Annotated in this window: 16 protein-coding genes and 9 pseudogenes; 2 read left to right on the forward strand and 23 right to left on the reverse strand. The window is 40.8% G+C overall.

Annotated elements, in window-relative coordinates:
* Positions 1-86: 86 nt before the first annotated feature.
* Positions 87-266, forward strand: a complete 180-nt coding sequence (locus F6K37_RS04420; RefSeq protein WP_287248464.1) for a hypothetical protein — start codon at positions 87-89, stop codon at positions 264-266.
* Here F6K37_RS04420 and F6K37_RS04425 read toward each other — a convergent pair.
* The 3 genes and pseudogenes from F6K37_RS04425 to F6K37_RS04435 form a co-directional block, all read right to left on the reverse strand.
* Positions 185-639 (reverse strand): annotated as a pseudogene (locus F6K37_RS04425) (nicotinate-nucleotide diphosphorylase); the annotation flags it as partial. The gene F6K37_RS04420 and the pseudogene F6K37_RS04425 sit on opposite strands and share 82 nt — an antisense overlap.
* Positions 640-766: 127 nt before the next feature.
* Positions 767-1180: pseudogene (locus tag F6K37_RS04430) on the reverse strand (nicotinate-nucleotide diphosphorylase); the annotation flags it as partial.
* An 83-nt stretch (positions 1181-1263) separates the two neighbouring features.
* Positions 1264-2046: a DUF4058 family protein gene (locus F6K37_RS04435; RefSeq protein WP_287248436.1), complete on the reverse strand. Its 783-nt coding sequence runs from the start codon at positions 2044-2046 to the stop codon at positions 1264-1266.
* 109 nt (positions 2047-2155) lie between these two features.
* Between F6K37_RS04435 and F6K37_RS04440 the strand changes: the two genes are divergently transcribed.
* On the forward strand, positions 2156-2293 hold the full coding sequence (locus tag F6K37_RS04440; RefSeq protein ID WP_287248437.1) for a hypothetical protein: 138 nt from the start codon (positions 2156-2158) through the stop codon (positions 2291-2293).
* Positions 2294-2524: 231 nt separating this feature from the next.
* Here F6K37_RS04440 and F6K37_RS04445 read toward each other — a convergent pair whose 3' ends face one another.
* The 20 genes and pseudogenes from F6K37_RS04445 to F6K37_RS04530 all read right to left on the reverse strand — a co-directional run.
* Complete coding sequence (locus tag F6K37_RS04445) at positions 2525-3649, reverse strand: TauD/TfdA family dioxygenase (RefSeq protein WP_287248440.1); 1125 nt, start codon at positions 3647-3649, stop codon at positions 2525-2527.
* Positions 3650-3710: 61 nt separating this feature from the next.
* Complete coding sequence (locus tag F6K37_RS04450) at positions 3711-5117, reverse strand: MurL C-terminal domain-containing protein (RefSeq protein ID WP_287248442.1); 1407 nt, start codon at positions 5115-5117, stop codon at positions 3711-3713.
* Positions 5118-5167: 50 nt separating this feature from the next.
* Positions 5168-6232, reverse strand: coding sequence for an alcohol dehydrogenase family protein (locus tag F6K37_RS04455; RefSeq protein ID WP_287248444.1), 1065 nt, complete (start codon positions 6230-6232; stop codon positions 5168-5170).
* A 108-nt stretch (positions 6233-6340) separates the two neighbouring features.
* Positions 6341-7210, reverse strand: coding sequence for a carboxylating nicotinate-nucleotide diphosphorylase (gene nadC, locus F6K37_RS04460; protein ID WP_287248446.1), 870 nt, complete (start codon positions 7208-7210; stop codon positions 6341-6343).
* A gap of 136 nt (positions 7211-7346) precedes the next feature.
* A complete protein-coding gene (locus tag F6K37_RS04465) occupies positions 7347-8150 on the reverse strand; it encodes an SDR family NAD(P)-dependent oxidoreductase (RefSeq protein WP_008190792.1) in 804 nt (267 codons plus the stop codon).
* Between the two features lie 86 nt (positions 8151-8236).
* The gene (locus F6K37_RS04470; RefSeq protein ID WP_287248449.1) at positions 8237-8392 is read right to left on the reverse strand and encodes a hypothetical protein; all 156 of its coding nucleotides are present in this window, start codon (positions 8390-8392) and stop codon (positions 8237-8239) included.
* A 13-nt stretch (positions 8393-8405) separates the two neighbouring features.
* Positions 8406-9149 carry an isochorismatase family protein gene (locus F6K37_RS04475; RefSeq protein WP_008190782.1) on the reverse strand — a complete coding sequence of 248 codons (744 nt, stop codon included), beginning with the start codon at positions 9147-9149 and terminating at the stop codon, positions 8406-8408.
* 56 nt (positions 9150-9205) lie between these two features.
* Positions 9206-9511: pseudogene (locus tag F6K37_RS04480) on the reverse strand (XisI protein); the annotation flags it as partial.
* Positions 9512-9552: 41 nt separating this feature from the next.
* Positions 9553-9726: pseudogene (locus F6K37_RS04485) on the reverse strand (element excision factor XisH family protein); the annotation flags it as partial.
* Positions 9727-9747: 21 nt separating this feature from the next.
* Positions 9748-9861: pseudogene (locus F6K37_RS04490) on the reverse strand (element excision factor XisI family protein); the annotation flags it as partial.
* 4 nt (positions 9862-9865) lie between these two features.
* A complete protein-coding gene (locus F6K37_RS04495; RefSeq protein ID WP_287248452.1) occupies positions 9866-10792 on the reverse strand; it encodes a glycoside hydrolase family protein in 927 nt (308 codons plus the stop codon).
* A gap of 68 nt (positions 10793-10860) precedes the next feature.
* Positions 10861-11607: a CmcI family methyltransferase gene (locus F6K37_RS04500; protein WP_287248453.1), complete on the reverse strand. Its 747-nt coding sequence runs from the start codon at positions 11605-11607 to the stop codon at positions 10861-10863.
* A 59-nt stretch (positions 11608-11666) separates the two neighbouring features.
* Positions 11667-12776: a TauD/TfdA family dioxygenase gene (locus tag F6K37_RS04505; RefSeq protein ID WP_287248455.1), complete on the reverse strand. Its 1110-nt coding sequence runs from the start codon at positions 12774-12776 to the stop codon at positions 11667-11669.
* 41 nt (positions 12777-12817) lie between these two features.
* Entirely contained in the window at positions 12818-13558 is a 741-nt protein-coding gene (locus tag F6K37_RS04510; RefSeq protein WP_287248458.1) for a sulfotransferase-like domain-containing protein, read from the reverse strand.
* Between the two features lie 103 nt (positions 13559-13661).
* On the reverse strand, positions 13662-17891 hold the full coding sequence (locus F6K37_RS45360) for an SDR family oxidoreductase (protein ID WP_502887728.1): 4230 nt from the start codon (positions 17889-17891) through the stop codon (positions 13662-13664).
* A gap of 192 nt (positions 17892-18083) precedes the next feature.
* Positions 18084-19415 (reverse strand): annotated as a pseudogene (locus tag F6K37_RS45365) (type I polyketide synthase); the annotation flags it as partial.
* A 102-nt stretch (positions 19416-19517) separates the two neighbouring features.
* Positions 19518-21299: pseudogene (locus F6K37_RS45370) on the reverse strand (AMP-binding protein); the annotation flags it as partial.
* 225 nt (positions 21300-21524) lie between these two features.
* A pseudogene (locus F6K37_RS04520) lies at positions 21525-23219 on the reverse strand (vitamin B12 dependent-methionine synthase activation domain-containing protein); the annotation flags it as partial.
* Between the two features lie 224 nt (positions 23220-23443).
* Positions 23444-24838, reverse strand: coding sequence for a flavocytochrome c (locus F6K37_RS04525; protein WP_287248462.1), 1395 nt, complete (start codon positions 24836-24838; stop codon positions 23444-23446).
* Positions 24839-25063: 225 nt separating this feature from the next.
* A pseudogene (locus F6K37_RS04530) lies at positions 25064-25638 on the reverse strand (methyltransferase domain-containing protein); the annotation flags it as partial.

Below are 25638 nucleotides of genomic sequence, written 5' to 3' on the forward strand. Positions count from 1 at the left end.
GAGATGGGGAGATGGGAAGATAGGGAGATAGGGAGATAGGGAAATTATTAATCTGTAGGAATATTCTTGAAAATTGGTAAGCTCATGTGTATTTAAATTGGTTATTTCCCGTTCCCTGTTCCCAGATCCCCTGTGTGGAACGGGCATCTTGTGTGGAACGGGCATCTTGCCCGTTTCAATTTATTTATTGTTTATCCCAACTCCCTAATCTCATACTCAAATCCAACCAACTAGAGCGAGTAATCGGAGCACTGCTGGAGATGTAATCTACTCCTGTTTCGGCCACTGCACGAATCGTCTTTAAGGTGACATTACCCGATGCCTCAATTTTAAGTTGTTGTTGCGTACGCGAATTAGCTTAACTGCTACCTCCATCTGCTCAACTGGCATATTATCCAACATGATAATATCAGCATTGTGGGCGATCGCCTCTTCTACTTCCGGGAGGGTTGTTGTCTCTACTTCAATGGTCATAGGATAGGGAATAGTCTTACGAATTCGAGCGATCGCTTCCCCAATTCCCCCAGCCGCTTGAATATGATTATCCTTAATCATCACCCCATTATCCAAGCCCATGCGATGGTTAATGGCTCCTCCCACTTGAGTTGCATATTTTTCCAATAGTCTTAAGCCTGGAGTAAGTAGGTGGGCTTAATTATCCGTAAAATAGCGATTGAAATTCAAAATGCTGAAAACCCCTTTAATAAAGGCTTTCAGCTTCATTTTCCTATTTTGAGTTTTAACGTTTATTTATGCCCACCTACTTAGTTTTGCGAGTATCCACCAACTGAGCAGGCAAATCAGCAATTTTTTCGGCATACTGACGAGTTAGGGTAGCAATGCCACTCAGACTCATAGTTAGATTTAAAGCTACCCTCTCTCCCATCAACAAAGCATCAAATGGTCCGTGAAAACGAGCAATGGCTTGGCTTGGCTGACAACTTTCTCCCTCTGCTACTAGGGGGATAAAGCTGACCTGTTCATTTAATAAATAGAACACCCGCGCTGCAATTGGCAGTCCCGCAATTGTACCTGCTTCCTTAGCGATCCATTGTCCGTTTCCAGAACTAGCTTCTTGAGTGAACAAAGCTTGGGTGGTGCGATCGCCTCTACCAATATCTTCTTTGAGCCATTGATGCAGTAGAGAGTCTAACCCTATTGGGGGAGGTAATATTGCCATAACTCTTACCAAAAAACCTGGTGATTTTTTTTGATTTTAACGAGTCTAGTTATGATGTCAATTTTTACAATAGCTAATTTAATTTAATCCTTGTTTTTTAAAATATTTTCTACCCAAATTGCATCAGCTTTTGATAAAGCAGGAATAATTTTTTGTTTGTAGTCAATCATTAAATCATAGCGTCCTTGGTCATAAACTTGATGTAAAATCATTTGTAAATCTAGAATTATTTCTGGATCTTCTGGAGATAGAGGTAAAGGAAAAACAGGAATCACATCTTGAATGTTAAAAGCATATAGATAGGCTTGAGGGCGTTGATGACTAGGACTAACTAAAATGTGATAGTCACGCTCGATATTCTGATTTAAATTAATCAGTGAATTCCCTTGACGTAGTAAATCTATTTCTACAAAATTTGTTTTACTACTTAAAATAAGCTGACGTTTTTTTTCATATTTTATCCGACCTTCTCCTACATTTTTATTGATAGGAGAAATAATTTCAATAGCCGTAACCACTTTTCCTGTACCAACTCTCCTAACTTCTAAATATCCTTGCTTAATAGTTTCTGTGAGAGCAAGTTCTATGGTTAAAGGTTCGGTAGGAGGGACTGCAACAGCTACATTAGACTCGGGATATCTGATCGTATTTTCAGAGCTTTTAGCAATGACATTATCAGGAATACCAATAAGCGTGGACTTTTCTCCACTAGTTTCGTAGATTCGCACTTCTACCGCAACTACATATTTAGGGGCTAACTGTTGGTTTAATAAGCGAGCAATTTCCGTAATTAGCCAATGATGTACGCTTGACCAATAGGCTGAATTTTCTAAATAGGGATTCATTCCAGGGAATGGTGAGGGCATGGTGATTTATACTTAAACTTAGGGGGTAACAGAGAAGCTAAGGGTGCATCTGATTAAAGCTGTTTGACCCGGTGGGTGGAATGGGGATCTTGGTGGAATGGGGATCTTGGTGGAATGGGGATCTTGGTGGAATGGGGATCTTGCCCGTTTCTGCTCTTTTCAGACGGACTGTCCCAACACTGGCTACCGAGAAAATGAGGGCGAGCCTTTTGGTGGTGCGTTACGGGGCGGACTATCGCAACGCTGACTACTAGGCGAAAAATAAGGGCTAGTCCGCCCCTAACGCACCCTACGCACTACTTCCTAGCTCCTTATTCTCGTCCTGCTGACTCTGGTGGTACTGTGGAACTGTTGATCAAGGATATTATGAATGGTGAGCGGTTTGGTAATAATATTCAGTTTGTCAATACCACTACTGTAGCGCTTCGTAAATTCATTTTATTAAAATCTCTTATTAAAATCTCTCAGATGGGAGGATTTACCGATCTACATAGAGATGTTTATATTGATGAAAGCGCTGCCTTGCCTCCAAAAAGTCCCAAGAAATACAGGCGATTTCCAGATGTCGATTACCTGCAAAAGCTTTCCGTCCATGCATAATCCTGGAGTCATTCATCAGCAGAAGATCTCCCGGTTGGAGACGAAAGCAGTATTGGTAAACGGGATTTTTTAGATAGAGAAAGAAGGTTGTGTAGGCTGCATAAAATGCCTCCATCTGGTCAAATGGTAGTTTCCAACTGTAGCTGTGAGAATTGGCAAAGTTGATTCTCGTGACCTTTCCGGAGTCATCCAATTCTAGGATAGGCTGAGTCCTAGAGTAAAAGTATTGCCATTCTGTGTAAACCTGTTTAAACTGAATGGGAGTTTGAGTCAAAAGCTGAAAATGGTCTGGATGTTGCTGACGAAAGTCATCCACGACTCGAAAACCGTCTGTTATAAGTGATTCCCCACCAGAAGCATCATTTTCCACACAATACAAGCACGACAGGAGAGGGGGAGTGTGCCAATAGGTATAGTCAGTATGCAAGCTCATCCCATTACCAGTCTCTGCTAAGTCCTTTCCTTCCTTTGTGGTCTTTGATGGTGCGAACAATCCATAGTCACTTTTGTAGATGGGTCCAATGGATTCGAGCATTGGCTGCAAATCCTTAAATTCTATGTTATGCAGTACGGTGAATCCTACGGTAAGGAGTTGATTGAGCCACAACTCAGGATCGGATGAAAGGGCTTCCTGCAACCCGGATATGTTTGCCTCTATCCAAGCTTTATCCCACAGAATTTCCTGGTTGTGAGGATCTGATTCCGGCTGTTGATTGGCACTACCTGCTTCTGATTCGTCATCATAGGCATGAGCGAGCAACCAAGAGATTGGGAATATACTGACATGAGCCGGATCTTCTTTCCAGGTAATCCTCAGTTCCCCATCTTTTTCTTCCCAAGATAAGGGTTCTGGGGTTGAGGTGCCACTAATCTCATAGAGCTTCTGAAAAGAAGTTGGATGGCTGCACTGGGGACATAAGCAATTATCCCGCAACCAAATGTAGTGGAAGCGTTTACCTGCAACTGTTAAAAAGCTCTCTTTTGTGATTACATTGCTTGTCATCAAGACCTCCTGATTATTTGTTGTTGCAATGGTGTGTAATATTTACAACCAGTATAAAATTTTATTTATTCTCCAATTTCTGACATTCCTCTAGCAAGATTTCCATCAGTTTTGGCGGCAGACGCTGATAGGATAAATCCAGTTGGTGGTATTGTATCCACAACTTTTGATATTCGCTCCTATCTAGACGGGCTTTTTTAGAATAGCAGTTAATCGCCTCTCCAGTAAATCCCCGTTCAACACATTTTTCTAAAGCAATTTTCGTTTCTTCGATTTCGCCCACACATTCAAAAGCATTATGAGCTTCTAGCCCCATCAACTGACGATAATAAAGCTGTAAATCTGGGCGATCAAAAAGATTTTCCTTGCCTAAGAGGTGTTGAACTTCATTTGCCTGCTCTGGAGTAACATAAGCCATATAAGATAAATAAACGTAAGCACATTTAGGGCAGGATTTACACCAAGGAGGATTGGTGTTACATGAATAAACTAATTTGAGATCTTCTTCTCTAAATTTTTGAGATAAGAACCGATAAACTAAGGGATCTGACATGGGTTTGAGTAAACTAAAAATTGTCAGATTACTGATAAATTCTTGTTGAATATATTCTTCATAAAAAATTTCACATTCGGTGCTTTTACACCAGGCGTGATTAATCACCTGATTATCTACCTTAACCTGTTCGCTGTCAGCACTTTTTTCATTTCCATAACAAAGTTGGGTATATTTCTCCTGAAGGATTATGGGAAGAATACCAAATATACCATAAGCGAGGGGCAAGTCTTCATAGTTTCTAATTTCAGAAACCTGTACACCTTCTACCCCATGAAGTTTAGCTGCTGGAGAATTGAGGAATGACTCGATAATATACTGACGATGAATCTTGGGTGGCGGATTTTGGAGTTTGTAAAGATGTTGTTCGTGCATTTCAAACAACTCTTCAGGATTAGCATGGGTGTGTAGGTTAATACTGAAACTATCAAAAGGAACACTATTATCGTCCAACAAACGTGCCATTAGTAGACTATCTTTACCACCACCATTACAAAGAAGCAAGGGAGTGCTTCCTGGAACTAGAGTTACCGCTTCTCTTTTCATGGTGGTAACATCTTGATGAATAATTTCGGCTCCTTGATAATCTAAATTACCCGTTTCATACCGCCACTGCCCTAAACATTGTTCAACACTTACTTCCCATAGTTTTTGTAGATTATTTGTCCAATATTTGCCATATTTTCCTAAATCCAGATGAGTCGGTTTTAAACTTAATATTTTTAAACCATGAAATAACAAAATATGGAAATAAATTTTTTCCATGTATTCCTGACTATACTCAGACTCAAGCTGATGAAAGTCAACTGTTGAATACCAGAGAGTAGTTGTAAAAGTTATTTCGTCATATTGATAAAGTAATGTAAGGTTGTGTTTGGAGCGAGTGCAATCTAAAAGTTTTAAAGTGATATTCATTTAATGCTCTAAATTTACCTCTTTTTTATGTTAACTATAGAATGAGTTATTTACTCAGGGGTTATAACCACTTTTCCAAAAAAGGTTTTAGTCTGAAAAAATTGCTGAGCATCCTTAATTGCCGAAAGTTTAAAAACTTTAGCAATCAAAGGTTTTAAAAGACCTTCTTCAAGATATCCAACCAATTGCTGGAACACATCAGGTTCAAGCCGCGTTGCTCCAATCATCTCTAAATCCTTGTAAATCAAATCCCGCAAATCTAGAGTAACCATGGGATTTCCAATTGCACCACAAGAAACATATCTTCCTCTGGGTTTAAGCGCTTTAATCATCAAATTAAAATAATCTCCTCCCACCACATCTAGAGCAACAGTAATTAGATGTTGCTCTAAATTAGAGGCTAATTGCTCATCTCGTCGATAGACATAATCAGCACCTAACTCCTCTGCAAAATGCTCTTTATTAGCGCCAACAATGGCAATAACTTTGGCTCCTCTAATTTTGCTTAATTGAATCAAAGCACTGCCTACACCACCGGAAGCCCCCATAATCAATACTGTGTCTGCTGCTGAAATTCTTCCCTTAGTTACCATATTTTCTGCTGTGGAATAGGAACAGGGAAAGGTAGCGAGTTCAAGATCGGAAAGTGGAGACTTAATGGGATAAACATTGGTCCCTGGAATGAGGGCATATTCGGCAAATCCCCCATCTAATTCACTGCCAACATATTGATAGTCATCTAAAGTTTCATCACGAATCCAACTGTCAACCATAACTCGTTGATGAAGGAGTTGCGGTTCTACATCGGAACCCATTTCCACAACTTGACCAACAATGTCAGCACCTTGAATCCGAGGGAATTCTATACCACTTTGCGCCCAGCAAGAGGAGTGATTCGGGTCATTGTGTTTGGTATCTTGCAGAATATCTTGAAAATTATCCTCCGCAGCATACCAGCCAGTACGAGTATTTATATCTGTATTATTAACAGAACAAGCTCCTACTTTAATTAACACTTCTCCCTGTTTCGGTACTGGTTTAGGGACTTGGGTATAGACCAGTTTTTCTGGCCCTCCAAATCCGGTAAGAATAACAGCATTCATTAACTCTGTCATGGCTGCTCGCTCAAGTCATCCTCGTTAATAGTACAGTAATAAGCTCGAACTTTATTCAAAATATATCCCAGGGTATACTTGGTATACTCTTTGAGATAAATGGCGATACTACTGTTGATCTAAACTCCCTAATCTCATACTCAAATCCAACCAACTAGAGCGAGTAATGGGAGCACTGCTGGAGATGTAATCTACTCCTGTTTCTGCCACTGCACGAATCGTCTTTAAGGTAACATTACCCGATGCCTCAATTTTAATGTTGTTGTTGCGTACGCGAATTAGCTTAACTGCTACCTCCATCTGCTCAACTGGCATATTATCCAACATGATAATATCAGCATTGTGGGCGATAGCCTCTTCTACTTCCGCGAGAGTTGTTGTCTCTACTTCAATGGTCATAGGATAGGGAATAGTCTTACGAATTCGAGCGATCGCTTCCCCAATTCCCCCAGCCGCTTGAATATGATTATCCTTAATCATCACCGCATCATCCAAGCCCATGCGATGGTTAATAGCTCCTCCCACTTGAGTTGCATATTTTTCCAAGAGTCTTAAGCCTGGAGTAGTTTTGCGAGTATCCACCAACTGAGCAGGCAAATCAGCAATTTTTTCGGCATACTGACGGGTTAGGGTAGCAATGCCACTCAGACTCATAGTTAGATTTAAAGCTACTCTCTCTCCCATTAACAAAGCATCAAATGGTCCGTGAAAACGAGCAATGGCTTGGCTTGGCTGACAACTTTCTCCCTCTGCTACTAGGGGGATAAAGCTGACCTTTTCATTTAATAAATAGAACACCCGCGCTGCAATTGTCAGTCCCGCAATTGTACCTGCTTGCTTAGCGATCCATTGTCCGTTTCCAGAACTAACTTCTTGAGCGAACAAAGCTTGGGTGGTGCGATCGCCTCTACCAATATCTTCTTTGAGCCATTGATGCAGTAGAGAGTCTAACACTATTGGGGGAGGTAATATTGCCATAACTCTTAACCAATTTAATTTCCTATGCAGCAATTAGACTACTATTTATACTTCCTAGATCCAGGAGTATTTCCTATCTTATTGCCAAAAAAGGATAAGGAAATACTACTCAGTTAAAAGTTTAGCAAAAAAGCAGTTAAGTTAATGAAGATGGCACTCCCATCTGTCGTTGCCATTTTTCTTGAATTTTATCGTAATTGCTGTAATAGTCGTCTGGCTCGAATCCTGGCATGGGTTCATAGACATCTATTTCCTGCCACAGAGGCTGCAAGGACTCCAGAGATTCTAGAGATTGCTTGACGATTTTTTCTGGCTTGAGCCAATATTTTTTCTCTTCAGCTGTTGCATTGGGTCGCAATTTGTTTTCATTACCTGTGTCTGTAGTACTCACATTGATAAACCGTCCCCTGATTAGTCCTTGCCAGTCTTCTGACTTAGCTAGGTCTTGGATATAGCTCCGTAAGGTATCTTTGGCGTAAGTATAAGAGCGCCAGAAAGGGATCTTATATTTATCCGTAACAGAACCGAAACCACAAAGAGCAAGGGTCGTCTGGCGATTGCATTTATGCTCTTGGTTAAGTTTTTCGACAAGTGGCTGGGCTACGTTGACAAAGGTATGGTAGTTTGATGATAATATTTCATCATCAATTCCCTTTTCATCACAGTCTGCCTCGGTGGTTTCTGTCTCGATTTCATATTTGAATTTGCCTACGCCATGGATAAGGATCACATCAGAAACTTCCGAAAGCTCGAGATTAGTGATGGCTTGCTCTGCGGCTTGGCTATCGAGAAGATCGAATTGACAATGCAGGGCATCCGTTTCCATAGGGGATCTAGAAATGGCTACGCAAGTGGTATTTTCTTGCTGTATAAAGTGTTGAACAAAACTGTTACCCAGAGCGCCGCTTGCACCTGTGACAATTGTTAGTCGAGATTTCATTTTTTTTATTAAAAAGGTAAATTTTACTTGGTTTTTAAATTGAGATTGGGCGTTGCTTAATAATGGAATGATTTTAAGAGTGAGGTTTAATGGGCTTTTGCTATGTAATAGGCTTTTGCTATGTAATGGGCATCTTGCTGTGTAATGGGCATCTGGCGTGAAACTGGCATCTTGCCAGTTTCAATATATTTTCCGGCGGTCAGGATGCCCACCCCACTCATATTAATTCCTTGATTCAGCAATGCCTGGAATTGGTCACATCAAAATTGTAGAAGCAATGAACGCTCCACGCTCTGCCATGGTGTATAAACCAACATGATGAGCGATTTCCTGGGGATGAATTGCCGTCTTTGGCAAACCCTGCTGGGCTGCCATCTCTGCCGAGAGGTCGAAGGTGGAACAACCTTCGGTATAGACGGCAATATCTTTTAACGTTGGTACCATATCATGATTGCGTGCTGATAGCATCGTAACCACGAAGTCCATTACACAAATATCTGTGCAGATGCCCACAACTACTAAGGCTTCTAGCTTGTGCTGGTTTATCCAGCGAATTAAACTATTGTTGCCACTATCTACATCAATGGAACCAATAAAACCATTGATGCAGTCTTTTTTAATTAAGGTGGTGTGGGGATGAGTTTCTAGCCATTCCAGTTCAGGAACCAGCTTTTCTTCCCCAGACCCTTTCTCGCAATGAGGAGGATAGGGAGGTTCTGGTTTGCCTGGTTCGTGGGTATCTAGGAAAGCTAAGACTGGCCAACCTTTGGCTGTGAAAGCTTTGGCTAGGCGATCGCTTTCTGATACCATGGTGGCTATTTGTTGATTTGGTTCTGTTGGAGCCAAAGGACCAAAACCAACAGTGCAAAAGCCATTGACCACATCCACAACGATCAAACCCGTGGCGCGATCGCCAATAGTATAGGGCTGAGGGTCAATGGGTAAGGCGGCTTCAATTGCTGCTAAGGTTGCATCGGGAGTGCTTAAAGCAGTTACCATCAAAACCTCCTGGTTATTCTTGGTATGGACAATTTAAAAAGCTCAGTTATTATTTCTTATCCTACTGCGAAGTCAGTAAATTTCCTGAGGTAAGGGGCATGATAGGCCAGAACAATATCTTGGTGAGGGATACCGCGTTCAACTAAGACGTTAGCAATCCCAACTTCTGTACCATCATTTTGAATACAAATCTTATTATCTTTAAGGTCAATGTGGATTGTGGAACCATAAATACGGCGATGATTACTCCATCCGGCATGGACAAGCTGGTAGCGGTCTCTTTCGGTATCAAAGATTAATTCCACTTCTACTTCACCATAAGCGGGTTTGTGGCTACTATATTCGGTTATAATTTCTTTGACGAGTTGCCGATATTACTCTAGGTTTGCCATTGAACAATTTCCTACTTAGTTGGCTCGAATACAATCAATTTCAGTTGATACTCTTGGGTAATCATTTGAACGAAGCGACGGGCAAAGAAGGTCTCGTGAATTTCAAGAGGAATAGCTAAATACAAGAGTCTCTCTGGATCTTCGGCTTTGAGGGCAAAGCGATAGTTAAGGAATTGTACCAAAACCGTATGGAATTCAGGGTGACTTTAGGCAACTGCAAACCCTGTGTGCTTCCTCACTCCGGGTGATTTAAAGCCTAGAACAATAAGCTCTTTGGGAATCCCTGCTTCTAGGAGTTCCCCAGCGATGCCATCCTCTGTCCCATTAATAGCAAAATTTTAGTTCAGCGATCGCAATACCTTGTTCCCCTGCTACTGAATAGAGTAAGTACAGCTTTTCTCCCTCGGTGTAGATAGCTGGGTCGTGCAGTTCTCGCACCGGTTCTTCTGCAATACCAACCTCCGAAGAAACAATAGGCAAAGCAACTCCTTCATAATCCATTTCTGGTTCCATAACTGTCACTGGTTCTGAAAGAATCCACTTGTCCCAATCCTTGGTTAAATCCACGTAGCTCATTAAAATACGTTCGGGAGCATCGCCATATTTGGAATAAAAGAGGAGCAACCTGTCACCTTTTACCAATACAGCACCGTGTCGTAGGTTAAGTATAAAATCTTGTCCTGGCTCAAACGCCGTCACACCATCTTTCGACCGCAGTAAAATTCCAGCTATGGGACGGTTGTTCATCACTGTACCATACCAGTTGTTGGCAATAGCATAGTGGAATTCATTGTGCTGGAAAACTCGAAAATAGTATGGTCCAAGTATCTCTGGCAAAGCAGTAAAATGCAGACCATCTTCAGATTTTGCCACCATTGTTATCTGATCATACTTATCTCTCCCTTGATAGTCGCCATGAAAGTACATCCGTATTTCTTTGGCTTCATTGTCAACATGGACATCTGGAGAAGCAATATGATCCAAGCAAGCTGTTTCATTCAAGTTTAGGGTTCCCTGATCATAGATCTTCCATTCTCCTTCTAGAGAGTCGGCATAGGCAAGACGAATATATTTACCCAAGTGATGAGCAAAATAAAGATAATAGCGTCCTAGGGGATTTTCAATCCAGTCAGGAACGCGAATCAGGGATGGACCATTAATGTTAGTACCAAGATCGCCTTCTAATCCTGGCATTCCCTGCTTAATAATTGGATTTATTGGCAAACGTACAGCTTTAATTAGAAATTTCATCTATCTTAGCAGGTTTTTTAAAGAAGCATTAACTTGTCACCAATGCCGTAATTTATAAATGCCGTAATTTAGACTTTTTTGAGAATAGAATTCCAATTTTTCGAGCCATTGTAACCGTACACATCTTGATAGTAGGTATCAATCAAATACTCATCTTCATGGTTAAACAACCAACCCCTTAAGTTAGACATTTTTTGCCTTCCTTTTTCATATTCTTCTTTATCGTCCCAATTTTCGTTGCCTGAATTCCAGATCAACTTATTAGTATCTTCTACAATTAAATAATCTCCAGTTGTGAGACCATTCTCGTGAAAATACTCCACTACTCCCAGAACATTAACATGGGCATCTTCTATAACTAACCAAGGATGAGGAAGTCGCTCGAGCATTGTTTTTGGTAAAACAGTACTCAAATTATTACAATCTCCTTCAATAAAATTGACTTTGAGATTGTCCCTAGCTTTTTTATCCAGAAGAGATAAATCGATATCGATAGAATAAACTGAACCTTTAATTCCAAAAAGTTCTAAATTATCTGCTAGCCAAACAGCACTACCACCATTTAAAGCACCAATTTCAATTATGGTTTGGGGTTTAAGTTCCCATAAAAGCATAGGATAAATTCCAATTTCGGTGACACCTTTGTTCAGAATTATTCCTTTCCAAGTCTGTAAATAAGTGTTATTTAAGAGTGTTTTCCAAGTTGCAAATGGTAAATCGCATCTATCTTCTCTGGCAGAAATCTTGACAAAGCGATCGGGTTTGTTCAGTTCCTGAATATGTTTTGCATCAGTTATTACCTTTTGATAATCCATGTTCTAAATCACCCTCTGAATTAAATGTTAGCTGAATCAGTACTTTCAACCCTATTTTTCTATATATTTTTTAGATGCGACTTTTTGAAGTCTCTAAAATTTTGTCTTGCTTTAAAGTACTCCCAATCTAAGAATCCTCCTTCAAGATGTCTAAAGCCATAATTAGTATCATAGGCTTTCCTTCCATGCAATATTCTGAAGTTCTGTACCATCAAACAATCTCCTGGTTTGAGGCGAAAGCAATATTGATAATCAGGGCTTTTTAAATACTTAAAAAAAGTTTTATAAGCTTCATAAAAAGATTCTACTTTGTCGAATATTAAATTTGGCTTGAAGTTTTTGTGACTGAAGTAAACTTCACTGACTTCACCTTTTTGATTGAGTTTTAATATGGGAGTTTTATTAGATAAATAATATTGACGCAATGAATCAAATTGTTTAAAATGCACTGGGGTTTCAGCTAAGATATTAAAGTATTCAGGATGGTTTTGGCGAAAATCTCTAGCTACACGATAGCCATCTACAACTATTGACTCGCCACCAGAAACATTGTTTTCTTCACAATAAAGAAACATTACTACTCGCCCTACATTGAGGTAAGTTAAATCCACATGAGGTAACAAAGGATGACCCACAGATGAAAAAGCTAAATCTACCGCTTCATTACCCTTGATTGGCTTGACTGCAATTAATTTTCCATAGTAGGTTTCATGAATCGGTCCAATAGAGTAAAGAAAAGACTCTAATTCCTTTGTAGATTTGATGTTTTCTAGTATTGTAAAACCCAAGTTAAAAAGCTGATTCATCCACATATCAGAATCACAATTGTGAAGGTCATGTCTTAGTATTCCCTCTTTTCGTAACTCAGCTTTATTCCATAAAGTAATCTTTCTTGAAGATTCTAATGGAATTTCCAATTCATTAGCATGAGCCATTAACCAAGAAATAGAAAATTCACTTTGGTGAATAGGTTCTTCTTTCCAAGTAATAGTTAATTTATCGTTATTTTCCACTATAGATAAAGGTTCTGGGGGAGATTGAGCTTCACTAATGTCATAGATTTTCTGAAATGAATTAGAATCGCGACATTCTGGACATAGGCAGTTATCCCGCAACCACATGTAGTGAAAGCATTTACCATCAATTGTGACAAAATTTTTGTTTACCATGGACTTAATTGATAATATGTTGATTAACTTTACCATCAAATTTAATCGATAATAAGCTTATGTTCGTAAAGCTTTTCGTAATAAGGCAAACAAAAATTATAAGCATTTTGTAAGTGCTCATTATCTTCCACTGCCACATAATTATCTTTCTTTTGTTCCTTGAAGCAACTACTAGACATTGCGTTAGCGATCCAAGTTCCCCCGTCCCAATTAGTAAGTTCGGGACGGGATTTCGGTTCCCATTGTAGGGCTTGTCTAATGAACGGTATACCAACAGCATCGCAGTAAGCTTTAACTGTTGCTTCGGGCTTTTGCACCAGATCATCGGAATCAATTACTACTGGAATTTTTCCACTGAATTCTTTAGCCATTTCAAAGAGTTTGTAGAGTTCAGCATAACCGGTTTCTTCTAAAGTAAAATCAGGCCACTTGTCGTAAAGTGATGGCAGCATTTTAGCGGGATGACGCACTATAAAAGTATTTTCAAATATAGACAAAAATTCTCGATCGGCTACGTGGAACATATAATAAGCCATATCCTTGATAAAAACCGCCTGGGAATCTGCCTGTTGTTTTAGCCTTTGCCAGGTTGTTTGGTAATTATATTCAGGATTGAGTTCTAGATCTGGATAACGATTACTATCGCGACGCTCTGGAGAATTGTAGTAAGATAAGCCAAAAGGTTCGTGAACAATAAGAAAATCTCCTCTTTGGAGCATCATTGTTTCAAAGGCGGTGGAGGTTGAGCGAAGGGTTGCCCATAAAGCTAATATTTTTTTCATGGTTTTTCTATTTGTTGGTAATTTTATAAAACACAAGGGAACAGGGAACAGGGAGTAGGGAGCAGGGAGCTTCGGAAAAGGAAAAGAAATTGGGCTCTTCCATTCATAGGGGGTGATGCACCGCCCGTGGGTAGCTTTCCAGACAAGTCCTAAGGGTTTGGGCTAGAACTCCAACATTTGGTTCTCGCATCATCGTGAAATGGTTACCTGGAATCTTGTGAATTGTCACAGGTTGAGCAGAAATCTCACCCCACCCCCAAGTTGGGTCTTCCAGTATTGTTGTTTCACCGAGGGTAGCTTCAAAGACTTCTGTTTCCATAGCTCGGAAGAAAGTAATTGAAGTTGGGTAACTCTCCTGTGGAATATAGTCAACATCAGCTTGAATACTAGCTTTGTAAACTTTAAAAATGCGTTTTAGTTCACCTTGGCTTAAATTCAAACCAGCTATGGTCAATCTTTCCAGAAGGTAATCTAACTTGCGGTCTTCTCCAATAGATTGAAGTGTTTCAGGATCAACTTTGACCGCTTCTCCCAAAGAACCTTGATAGAAACTGCTTAGATCGTCGATCAGTTTGCTATTGTCCCACTCAGCAAAATCTTGATATTTTTGCAGATTTGTCCCTAAACCATCCATAATGGCAAGTAAAGCCACCTCCTGTCCCTGATTTTTTAACTGTTGAGCCATCTCAAAAACCACCTTTCCTCCTGCTGAATGACCGCCCAGAAAGTATGGCCCTTCAGGCTGAACGGCTTGTAAGGCTTGGATGTGATGGGCTGCTATGTCTTCCATCCGGGTTAATGGCTTTTCCCTCTCATCTAAACCAAGGGCTCGCAAGCCGTATAAAGGTTGCTCTGAATCTAGGTGTTGTGCCAAGGGATAGATATCGAAAACATTTCCCAAGACTCCGGGGACAAAGAACAGAGGAGGTTTAGAGCCATTTGGCTGAATCGATACTAAGGTAGAGTGGTAAGAGTCATCCTCAACTATACCTTGTTGAATTGAGCCATTGCTTAAACTTTTTGAGTCCTCCAAGTGAGCAACTTCTTGAGCCAAATAACTAGTCAAGGCTTCCGGTGTAGGATAGTCAAAGAGTAAAGTAGAAGGCACAGAAAAACCCAGACTCAATTGGAGAGCATTTCTCAACTCAATAGACATCAAAGAATCTAATCCTAAGTCTATGAGTTTTTGCTCTAATGTTATTCGCTCAGGAGAAATTCCCAGTACCTTGGCTACCTGCGCCCGGACGTGAGTAAGCAATAATCCCTGACGCTCTCCCACAGGAACTGTTTCTAGTTGCTTACGGAAGGTAACTGGTGTATATGATACTTGATTGTGGGAATTATTTTGTTGTTTTACAGATTTAAGCTTGACCCATCGATCGATGCGAGCTTGTATATCTCCACTGGAAACAAGAATTTGATTGAGTTCTTGAGTGGATAAAACCCTTTCAAAGGCTTGGATACCCTCTTCTGGAGTTATGGCAAATTCAGCCAGCCCTGCTGCAATCTCATAATTTTGATCTTGTTTCTCGAATTCCCAAGTCTCCCAGTTCACACTCAGCCAAGGAACGGAATTACTTCGGTTCTGCTGGTGAACGAAAACATCCATAAACAAATTGGCTGCTGAGTAAGCAACGTCCCCCAAACCTCCTAGCACTGATGCGATGGAGGACATTAAGATACAAAAGTCAAGGTTTTTGTTGTGCAAAACCTTTGATAAAACTATGGTTCCCTGTACTTTTCCTTGAAAGTGCTGCCAAATATCAGTTTTAGTTATTTCCTTGATGGAACACAATGCCTTGTCTCCAGTAAACATAACACTGTGGATGACTCCATTGATGTTACCAAAGCGAGCCTCTGCTTGTGCGACTACAGCCTCCATTTGTTGTCCATCGGCTACATCAGCACTGAGTACCATCACCTCGGCTCCCATAGCCTCCATAGCCTGCAATTTCTGAATTTTGCGACTAATCCGATCCTCTGCATTGTGAGTAGCTAGCCATTGAGACCAATCATCCCTGGCAGGAAACTGCGAACGCCCTATTAAGATTAGTTTGGCGCGTACAGTTTTTGCCAAGTGTAACCCTAGGGACAGACCAATCGCCCCTAGTCCACCGATAATCAGATAAACCCCTTCTTCTGTCAGAGGTAATGTCTCTGCTCCAGGTGTTTCTAATCCCATGGGTTCAAACTTTTGCACCCAGCGATGTTTACCCCGGTAAGCGATGGTTAAATCTTCCGACTGTGCTGTAATTTCTGCCAGTAGTTGGGTTAGAAGTTTTTCCTGCTTTTGCTTTTGGGATGGGGGAAGAACAATATCAATACTGCGACAGTTTATATTTGGATATTCTTGTCCAATCACTTTACAGGCTCCCAGCAATGTTGCTTTCTCTGGAGATAATACTTCCTCTCCGCTCACTTCCTGCAGGTTGTTTGATACAACTGTAAGTTGGAGTGGATCGATCAAATTCAGTTTGTCAAGGGCTTGGGCAAGAAATATCAGGCTGTATAAACCCAAATCCTGAGACGCTTCAAAAGATTCTATTCCTAATTCTGTGTGGTTATTTGGGGTGACACTCCAGAGATGAATAATGCTACTGGGGTTTTTATTCAGTTGTTTCAGTTCTTGGAGTAGGGTATGGTAGTCATCAGCTTGGGTCGGGTTAATGGTGTAGACGCGATCGCTTTGCTTAGCAAACTCCGAACCGTGACTCACCCTTACAACGTCACTCCCCTGTATTGCCAGTTTTTCTGCGAGTTTTTCTCCCAGTCCGCACTCATCGATAAATACTAGAGTGTCAGACTCAAGCAGCTTTTCACCTGGTTGATAAGCGGGGGTAATAGACCGTTTCCAAGATGGAATATAAAACCAGTCAGCAATATCCGGCTTTTTACCTATATCTTTTGGTGCGATCGCTTTTAGCGCTGGGGCTACCGCGCCAATCGCTCCAGAGGATGTTGAAGGGGCAGTTATTCCCATTAAACTATCCTCTGGATTCACCCAATAACGTTGCCGTTGAAAAGGATAAGTGGGTAAGGGAATGCGATGACGAGCAAAGTCTTGGTCAAAACCGAGCCAATTGACTGGCACACCATGCAAATATAGTTCTGCCAAACTGGTTAATATTTGTTGCCAATCTTCTTGTCCAGGACGCAGACTAGGTAACCATAACCCTTGATGTTCTGGGAGACACTGACGACCCATTCCTAATAAAATTGGTTTGGCTCCAATCTCTACCAATACATCTATCCCTTGCTGTGCAATGGTTGACATACTAGCCATAAATTGCACAGGCTGCCGGAGATGATCGCACCAATATTTGCTAGTGGTTATTTCTTCTGTGGCTAGTTCTCCGGTAACATTACTGATTAGTTTTAACTGTGGTAGATTAAACCGCACCTGTGCCACCACCTGCTCAAATTCTCCCAATATCGGTTCCATCAAAGGAGAGTGGAAAGCATGGGAAACAGTTAATTTCTTGGTTTTGACTCCCTTTGCGGCAAGATTGCGCTCAATGGTGTTAATCGCGGCTCTTTCTCCCGAAATTACCACACTCTGGGGTCCATTAATCGCAGCAACAGACACATCCCGGCCATAGGGTTTAATTGCTTCTGCTGCTTCTGCAACTGAAGCTAACAACGCTAGCATTTCTCCGTCTTGGGGTAAGGATTGCATCAACCTACCCCGTTGGGCAATTAGTTTCAGTCCGTCTTCTAGGCTAAAAACCCCAGCAACACAAGCCGCCACATACTCCCCAATGCTATGACCCATTACTACATCGGGTTCGATACCCCAGGATTTCCACAACCCGGCCAGGGCATATTCAATGGCAAAGATGGCAGGTTGGGTATAGCTTGTTTGGTGAATGGGTGAGTCAGGTTCTGTTCCCTGTTCCCTGTTATCTAAATCCGGGTAGAGAACTTCTAACAAGGGAATATCTAAGTAGGAACGGAGGATGCGATCGCATTCGTCTAAAGTTTTGCGGAAAGTGGGCTGAGTTTCGTAGAGTTGACGACCCATACCAATATACTGAGAACCTTGTCCGGTAAACACAAAGGCAATCTGCTTGGTAGAGTCTGCTTTGAGGGAGTGAATTGTTGGGGGTTCGGAACTATCGTTGATATCAACAGGCTTTCCAAACCTTTGCAACTGCTCGAGAAGGTCTTGAGTGGAGCCAGCAATAACAGCCAAACGATGGTTAAAATGCTGACGTCCACCATTGGCAGTAAAACAGATATCACCAATCTCTGCCTTTGGATCGGACTCCAGATAAGTTATATAATTCTGTACCGACTCTGCCACAGCCTGCTCTGTTTGCCCTGATAGAGTCAAAATATGCAGAGAACGTTCACTTTTGACTTTTGCATCACCCCCGTCGATCCCCCTCCCGTCCCCCTTAGCAAGGGGGACGCCATGGGATGCTTCGCTTATGCCCCCCTTATTAAGGCCATGGGATGCTTCGTTTATGTCCCCCTTATTAAGGGGGAAGCCATGGGATGCTTCGCTTATGCCCCCCTTATTAAGGGGGGTTAGGGGGGATCCACTTTCAACTTGTTTCGGGGCTTCCTCTAGAACAACATGGACATTGGTTCCGCCCATACCGAAAGAACTGACTCCAGCACGAAGAGGCGTGACCTTTGGTTCCCATGGGGTGAGGGCTGTATTAACGTAAAAGGGACTATTGGGGAAATCTATGTTGGGATTGGGTTCTTTAAAGTGCAAGCTTGGCGGGATGGCTTTATTGTGGAGTGCCAGCACTGTTTTAATTAGACCTGCTATCCCTGCTGTGACATCGAGATGCCCGATATTAGTTTTAACCGATCCAATCGCGCAAAAATTATTGTCTTGGCTGTTCGTACTTTGTCGAAACGCTTTTGTCAGTGCTGCAATCTCAATTGGATCTCCCAGGGGTGTCCCAGTTCCATGGGTTTCCACATAACTCACCGTCCTAGGATCTATGTTAGCCATAGCCAGTGCTTCGGAAATGGCTGCTATCTGTCCTTCTATACTAGGAGCTGTGTAGCTAACTTTAACCGCCCCATCATTATTAATTGCTGACCCTTTGATGGTGGCATATACATGGTCTCCATCAGCGATCGCTTCCTCTAATCGCTTCAATACAACTATGCCAACTCCACTACCAAATAAAGTTCCTTGACCTTCAGCATCAAAAGCACGACAGTGACCATCGGGAGACAACATCATGCCTTCTTGGTATAAATAACCAGTCTTTTGAGGAACGAAGATCGAAACCCCCCCAGCTAGTGCTAAGTCAGATTCACCACTGCGTAAACTCTGACAAGCTAAGTGAACCGCAACTAGTGAGGTGGAACAGGCAGTTTGAACATTAAGACTAGGCCCTTTTAGGTTCAATTTGTAGGAGACCCGCATGGGTAAGTAATCTCCCCCATTGCCTAGGTCGGTATGGACATCTTTAGTGCCCCTAAATAGACAATGGGTAAGCAAAGGACTTGTCCGAGAAGATCCTAAGCTATGAGATATATTGTTAATTAGATAGGTGCTGGGACTCGAACCCCCATAAACTCCCACCGCACCTGGATAATTTCCAGGATTATAACCAGCAATTTCCAGTGCTTCCCAAGCACATTCCAGGAAAAGCCGATGTTGGGGGTCCATTAGTTCAGCTTCTTTATCGCTGTAGCCGAAGAACTCAGCATCAAATAGGTCAATATCTGGCAAGATAGGACTGGCTTTAACATAATTGGGGTGTTCGATCCAGTTGGGATCTTCTAGCTCAATTTCGCGATCGCTAAAGAAGGAAATTGATTCTACCCCATCTCGTAAATTGTTCCAGAAAGCATCGGTATTGTTTGCCCCAGGAAACCTACAAGACATACCCACTATGGCTATATCGGAGCCATGCCCGATGGATTTCTTTCTTTTCTCGTACTGCTTAGCGGCTGTTTTTCCTCCCTTATCTTGCTCCAAGTGTTGAGCTAGAGTAGCGATGGTTGGGTGTTCAAACAGTGTTGTTACAGGTAGATGAATTGCAAAGATTTTGCTCAGGTTTTTGTGAACCCGGATCAGCAGTAAAGAATTACCACCTAAATCAAAGAAATTATCATTAATTCCTACTTCCTCTAACTGAAGTACTTCTTGCCAAATCTGAGCAATACGTTTCTCTGTATCGGATTGGGATTTGACTAAAGGTACTGCCAATTCTGGGCGAGAATGGTCTATACTTGGTAGTTGGCGACGATCCAACTTACCCATCGGTGTCATGGGAATTTTATCGATTACCACAAACACCGATGGAATCATATGAGGAGGTAAATGGTCTTGTAAGTGATGACGTAACCTTAATTTTAACTCCCTAATCTGCTGGGGTTCAGTGCTTTGTTTCTGAGGTACGAAATAGGCGATCAGTTTCTTTTCTGCTTCTTCTTTGCCTTGAAGAATAACTACACAGCTTTTTATTTCAGGATGTTCTAATAAGGTGTTTTCAATCCCAGCTAAAGATACATTATATCCCCGCAGATTGACCATATAATTACAACGACCCCTAATTTCTAGTTTGCCGTTGGGTAAAATAGCTGCTAAATCTCCTGTTCTAAAAAAGCGATTGCCGTTCAGGTCAACAAGCTTTTCAGCAGTCAATTCTGGTTTATTAAAATATGCTTGAAATAGGCAGGGACTCTTAATATACATCTCCCCTTCTTTCCCTGGAGTAACTTGCTGCCCATTCTCATCCAATAAAATTATTTCATCGTCTTCAAAAGGAATCCCAACAGCACAGAATCCTGATGGTAAATCTTCGCTTTCTCGCAGGTTATCAATAGCAACGGTAAAACATTCATTTATCCCATAATAATTGAATAAGCGAGCAGATGGTAGTCTATCTATCAATTGATATTTTAGTTGTTGTGTTAGTGCTTCTCCGGTTACCCAAAAAACTTCCAAGCCTGATAATTTTGCAGTAATAGTTTCGATTTCAATTGTATTAAATATACTTTGTATTAAGGAAGGAGATATGGTGAGTTCCTTGATTTTATTTTGAAATATTAAATCTAAAAATTGCTCATGATCGTAAATTATTTCATCAGGAACAATATATATAGTTGCACCTTTAATCCAAGGTCTATATATTTCCCATTGAAATAATACATATGCTATAGGATATCCTGATTTACTGAGACTTACTTGCTCTCGCCTCAATTCCCCAGTAACAATTGCCTGATGGGTTAATATTACGCCTTTTGGTTCTCCTGTACTTCCCGATGTGTAGATAATATTGGCTATATTTTTAGGGTCTATGGATGGTAATTTTTGTTCTGGGTTTAGGGGAAAGTTCCAGTTATCTTCTCTATCTATAGGTAAAATTTGTAGAGGGTTTTTACTACTTAATCTTTGGTAATATTGGCTCTTGCTAATAATTAAACTAGGTTTAGCATCTGCCACTATTTTGGCAAGCAAAGCATCAGGATATTTTAATTCTAGGGGCATAAAAGCCCCACCAGCTTTTAGGATAGCGATACAAGCAATAATATAGTCTTGAGATTTTTCCAGTAAAACTCCAACAGGTTGATTTGAAGTGACTCCTTGTTTTTGAAGGTAACCCGCTAAGTTATCTGTCAACTGGTCTAGTTTTTGATAGGTAATTGAATTTGTCCGATCTACGATCGCAATTGCCTCTGGCGTTCTTTGTGCTTGTAATTTAAATAAATTAGGTAAGCTGATAAAATTTTGTTTTGCATAAATTAAGTCTTTGTCAATTATCATTTCTGATGTTATAGCGGTTTTCACTTTAATTCAATACAATATGAGTGGGATGGGCATCACTGCCAGTCAAAATTTTATCACATAAAATCACATAAATTTGTATTCCATTAAACTGAAAACCGCTATATATTATTATCGAAAATTTATCTACCAAGTTTCCGTATCTACGGGAGACAAAAAAAGTTTGTAATTAACCTACCATCATAGGCTTATTTATCTAATTAACTAAGTATTAAAGTATTTTGCTACAGGATGATGAGCAACAAACGCCGTGGTAGACTGTTCCGGAAGTAGATGCTCGCTTTCATTCATATACACATCGATGCGAGAGGTATCGAGTAAATCCATTTGTTTGAATTGATCTGCCATATTAGGACAAGCAGGATAACCGAAACTATAACGAGATCCTCGATAGCGTTGGCGCATTATATCGGTTATATTATCGGGTTCTTCCGCCCCAAATCCTAACTCCTTACGGATTCTAGCGTGCAGCCAGTCCGCTATAGCGTCTGCCATCTGCATCGCCACACCATGGTAATAGTGGTAGTCAAGATAATTATCCGCTTCAAATAGCTTCTGTGCATGGGTGGTTCCTATTTCACCTGCTGTTACAATTTGCATCGGTAAGACATCAATTTGACCTGATTCTTTAGTGGCATAGAAATCCGCAATACAAAGACGTTTTCCGACCCGTTGACGGGGGAATTCAAAGCTTGTTAGTAGTTTATTGTGATCTTGTGGATCGTAGACATACACTGTATTCCCTTCGGCGTTACAGGGGAAATAGCCATAAATTGCTGCCGGATGTATTAGGTCATGGGCAATAACTTTTTCTTTCCATTCTTCTAAAATTCCATAAGCTTTTGTTGCTAAAAAGTCATTATAATCTTGTTGTGATTGATCTTTTAGCTTACGGAACCGCCACCGTCCGACGTATAAAAGCTGTACATCTACATAAGGGTAAATGTCTTCAATTGATATGTCTCCATCTTTTAATACTTGAGTTCCCCAAAAAGGAGGAGTAGGGCGTTCTACATCTAAAGTTACTACATGGGAACGCTTAGTATCAATTACCACAGATTTTTTTGCCGATGATTCTTTTGCCAAAGATTCTTCAGTATAAACAAATGAGTCATTCATATAAAGTTTATATTGATTGGCTTCTGCAAATGGCATTTGCCCCATCTCTTCTAAGGTTAGTGGGGGGGGAGGTGAAGTTTCTTCATCTAAAAATCCTTTCAGGTCGTCCCAATTATCTTCAGCTTTTGCTGCCATTAGTTTATCCATAAAATGCCAATCAACAAAAGCATTTTTACCATATACAACTTGACCTTTATAGGTAGTTTTGCAATCCTTTTCCACAAACTTAGGAGTTAATGCAGCGCCACCTAAGATAACAGGAACGGTAATGCCTTTTTGATTAAAAATTTCCAAATTATCTTTCATAACTGCCATAGTCTTGATCAACAAGCCACTCATGGCAATGCAGTCTGGTTGATGTTCTTCGTAGGCTTTGAGAATGTTATCGATTGGCTGGTTAATGCCTAAATTAATTACTTTGTAACCATTGCTAGAAAGGAGAATATCAACTAGATTTTTACCAAGATCGTGAAGGTCACCTTCTACCGTCGCAATCAGACATTTACCCTGAGTAATATCGTCAATTTCTTCCTTATCCATATGGGTTTCTAAATAGGCTACCGCCGTTTTTTTAGTCTCCGCCGATTTTATAACGGACGGTAACGGAATTTCTCTTGAACCATATAATTCGCCGACAGTCCTCATAGCCTGTAAGAGGCAAGTGTTAATAATCTGTCGGGGTGAATAGTCTTTTAAAGCTTCCTCTAAAGCTTCCTCTAAACCAATCGATTCGCTATCAATAATATGTTGTTTGAGACGTTCTAAAACGATTTTGTTCATTGTTAGTTGTGGGAGATCGACACCCATTGATAAAATACCTAAAGTTTTTATGGCTAAATCAATAGTGATTTGCTTGATACCCTTCAGTATACAAAGCTAGCCATGTTGCAATTTGCCTATTGTATGTACATCGGGATATTCCAGCATGTCAGTCAACAACACAAATTACAAATGATTATTTAGCAAACACAATTTAAATTTTTCCATAACTTACTAGAGTAAGTCTAGGATATTGATGTAAATTTTTGTAAAGCAGCATTTTTACCGGCGATTCTACCAAACACCAGGCATTCAGTTAAAGAAGAACCCCCTAGGCGAGAGGCACCATGAATACCGCCTGTCACTTCTCCTGCAGCATACAAACCTTTGATGGGCTGGCCATTATTATCAATAACTTGAGCTTTAGCGTTGATGGTAACGCCTCCCATAGTGTAATGTACCTTAGGCCACAATCGCATAGCATAATATGGAGCATGGAGAGGTTTTGCATCTAATGGAATAGGCTTTTGCCAACTCTCATCTTTCTTATTCTCGACATACTTGTTGTAGCGATCGATAGTTTCTTTTAAAGCTTGATAAGGCAGAGAATATGCTGCAGCAAGTTCCTCCAAGTATTCAAACTTTTTCACAATATTCCTGCTTAAGTACCGATCCATACTGTGACCAGAAATGTTCATGCCTTCCAAATCAGCAATACCAATGCTGGGTTGACCAATGTCTAAAATTGAATCTGCTCTAATTTTTCTGTCCGCTAATTCATTAAAAAATCGCTTTCCTGTTAAGGGATGAACCACTATCCCATAGGGAAAAACTGTATAAAAAAATTCGGTAGCAATTTTATCACGTTTCTCGTCAGGAGAACTCCAAGGTGATAACTGAATATATTCTAAATGCACAGAACTAGCACCAATCTTGATCGCCTCTAGCATTCCTTCTGCTGTAGTATCCAAACGATTAGTATTACCTACGGTGCTGGTTAGACGAGCATCATGAAGGATTCGGAAAGCAACATCTCCGCCAAAACCACCAGTAGCTAAAACGACACCGGTATTTGCATAGACTGCTCTGGCTTGGTTTTCCTTTTTGTCATAAACTTCAATCTCTCGAACATCCTTTCCGAACTTTGTGAGGCAAATATTGGTTTTGATATCAATGCCCAACTCCTTTACCTTTGAAAGAAGAGGTTTCACAATTGCTGTTCCAGAAAAATTGTGTAGCAGATGGATACGAGGAACAGAATGGCCGCCAAAGATTATGGGCTTATCTCTAAATTTGACAGCTAAATATTCAGTAAGCCACTCTAGTACAGAATTAGACTGTTGAGCAACTATCTTAGCCAGAGATGCATCATTCATATTCAAGCCAGCTCTCAACATATCCTCATACATGAGTTCCCAAGAATCTAGAATACCGTATTGTTTCTGAAAATCAGTCCCCGCAAGCGCCACCCCTCCATCACTCATGATGGAATTTCCGCCACAGCTGCTGCGTTTTTCCAGAACAACTACCGATGCACCAGCATTTTTGGCTTCAACCGCAGCCGCTAGTCCAGCAACTCCACTACCAACAACTACCACGTCTGCCTCTGTATCCCAATTAGAGAAAGTAGACTTATCCATCACTTCACTGCTATTGTTAATCTTGTCTTAACCTCCTCCTTTAAGAATCATTTTACCATAGGCAGGACAGATAAATATGAAAGCGCCTAAACGGCTCGGTTTAAGTCCCTGCTTAAAATACAGGGGTTTTCACCATCGTTTCTCGGTAATTTTATATGGATTAGCTATTTTTTGAGCAGCTGTTTTTTTTTCGATATGATAGCCTTGAACTAATTTATAATCAATTTATGTAATTGTGCCGAAACAAAATTCTTTTAAACAAATTCCTTCGCCAACTTTTTGGTCGTCTATTTCTAGAATAGCGGGTCTGTATTCCAAGCATAGCTTACTTTCCATAGTCGATGGTTGATTTCGCAGGATACTCGACCAATTGGCAAAAGCATTATTGTCGAATTTCAAGTGATATATTTTGTCTTGAATGCGGCCATGGGCACTTGTTTTGCGATGGTAAGAATCTTCTCCGTTTAACAATATTTCTTTTTCTGTTTGGGAGGTGTTGAGGAGCTTGAAATAATTGTATTTTTCTTCGCCAAATGTGGCTTCAGCACTCCAAATGATTCCGTAATCAGGGAAAAAGGCATGAACAAAGTGGTAGCCCCAAAACTTGGGGTAATCTCCATCATAAATTTTGCAATAACCTATAGCTTTTTGAGTGCGATCGCCTGTGTTCACAGTGCACAGGAGTTTTGGTTGGTGAATGACGGCGCGATGATTTTTTTCAGCGGGAACCGCCCAAGTGAATTCGGCGGCAACTTGGAATTGAATTTCTATATTAGCTTCTGGCAAACAAATGGTTCCGG

The organism is Moorena sp. SIO4E2 (assembly GCF_010671945.1).
Taxonomy (GTDB): Bacteria; Cyanobacteriota; Cyanobacteriia; order Cyanobacteriales; family Coleofasciculaceae; genus Moorena; species Moorena producens.

What these genes read in the sequence shown, in the direction of transcription:
- F6K37_RS04435 (WP_287248436.1), bottom strand. Translation starts at nt 2,046, where the DNA reads ATGCCCTCACCATTCCCTGGAATGAATCCCTATTTAGAAAATTCAGCC.
- F6K37_RS04505 (WP_287248455.1), bottom strand. Translation starts at nt 12,776, where the DNA reads ATGGTAAACAAAAATTTTGTCACAATTGATGGTAAATGCTTTCACTAC.
- F6K37_RS04455 (WP_287248444.1), bottom strand. Translation starts at nt 6,232, where the DNA reads ATGACAGAGTTAATGAATGCTGTTATTCTTACCGGATTTGGAGGGCCA.
- F6K37_RS04465 (WP_008190792.1), bottom strand. Translation starts at nt 8,150, where the DNA reads ATGAAATCTCGACTAACAATTGTCACAGGTGCAAGCGGCGCTCTGGGT.
- F6K37_RS04450 (WP_287248442.1), bottom strand. Translation starts at nt 5,117, where the DNA reads ATGAATATCACTTTAAAACTTTTAGATTGCACTCGCTCCAAACACAAC.
- F6K37_RS04525 (WP_287248462.1), bottom strand. Translation starts at nt 24,838, where the DNA reads ATGGATAAGTCTACTTTCTCTAATTGGGATACAGAGGCAGACGTGGTA.
- F6K37_RS04475 (WP_008190782.1), bottom strand. Translation starts at nt 9,149, where the DNA reads ATGGTAACTGCTTTAAGCACTCCCGATGCAACCTTAGCAGCAATTGAA.
- F6K37_RS04445 (WP_287248440.1), bottom strand. Translation starts at nt 3,649, where the DNA reads ATGACAAGCAATGTAATCACAAAAGAGAGCTTTTTAACAGTTGCAGGT.
- F6K37_RS04510 (WP_287248458.1), bottom strand. Translation starts at nt 13,558, where the DNA reads ATGAAAAAAATATTAGCTTTATGGGCAACCCTTCGCTCAACCTCCACC.
- F6K37_RS04500 (WP_287248453.1), bottom strand. Translation starts at nt 11,607, where the DNA reads ATGGATTATCAAAAGGTAATAACTGATGCAAAACATATTCAGGAACTG.
- nadC (WP_287248446.1), bottom strand. Translation starts at nt 7,210, where the DNA reads ATGGCAATATTACCTCCCCCAATAGTGTTAGACTCTCTACTGCATCAA.
- F6K37_RS04495 (WP_287248452.1), bottom strand. Translation starts at nt 10,792, where the DNA reads ATGAAATTTCTAATTAAAGCTGTACGTTTGCCAATAAATCCAATTATT.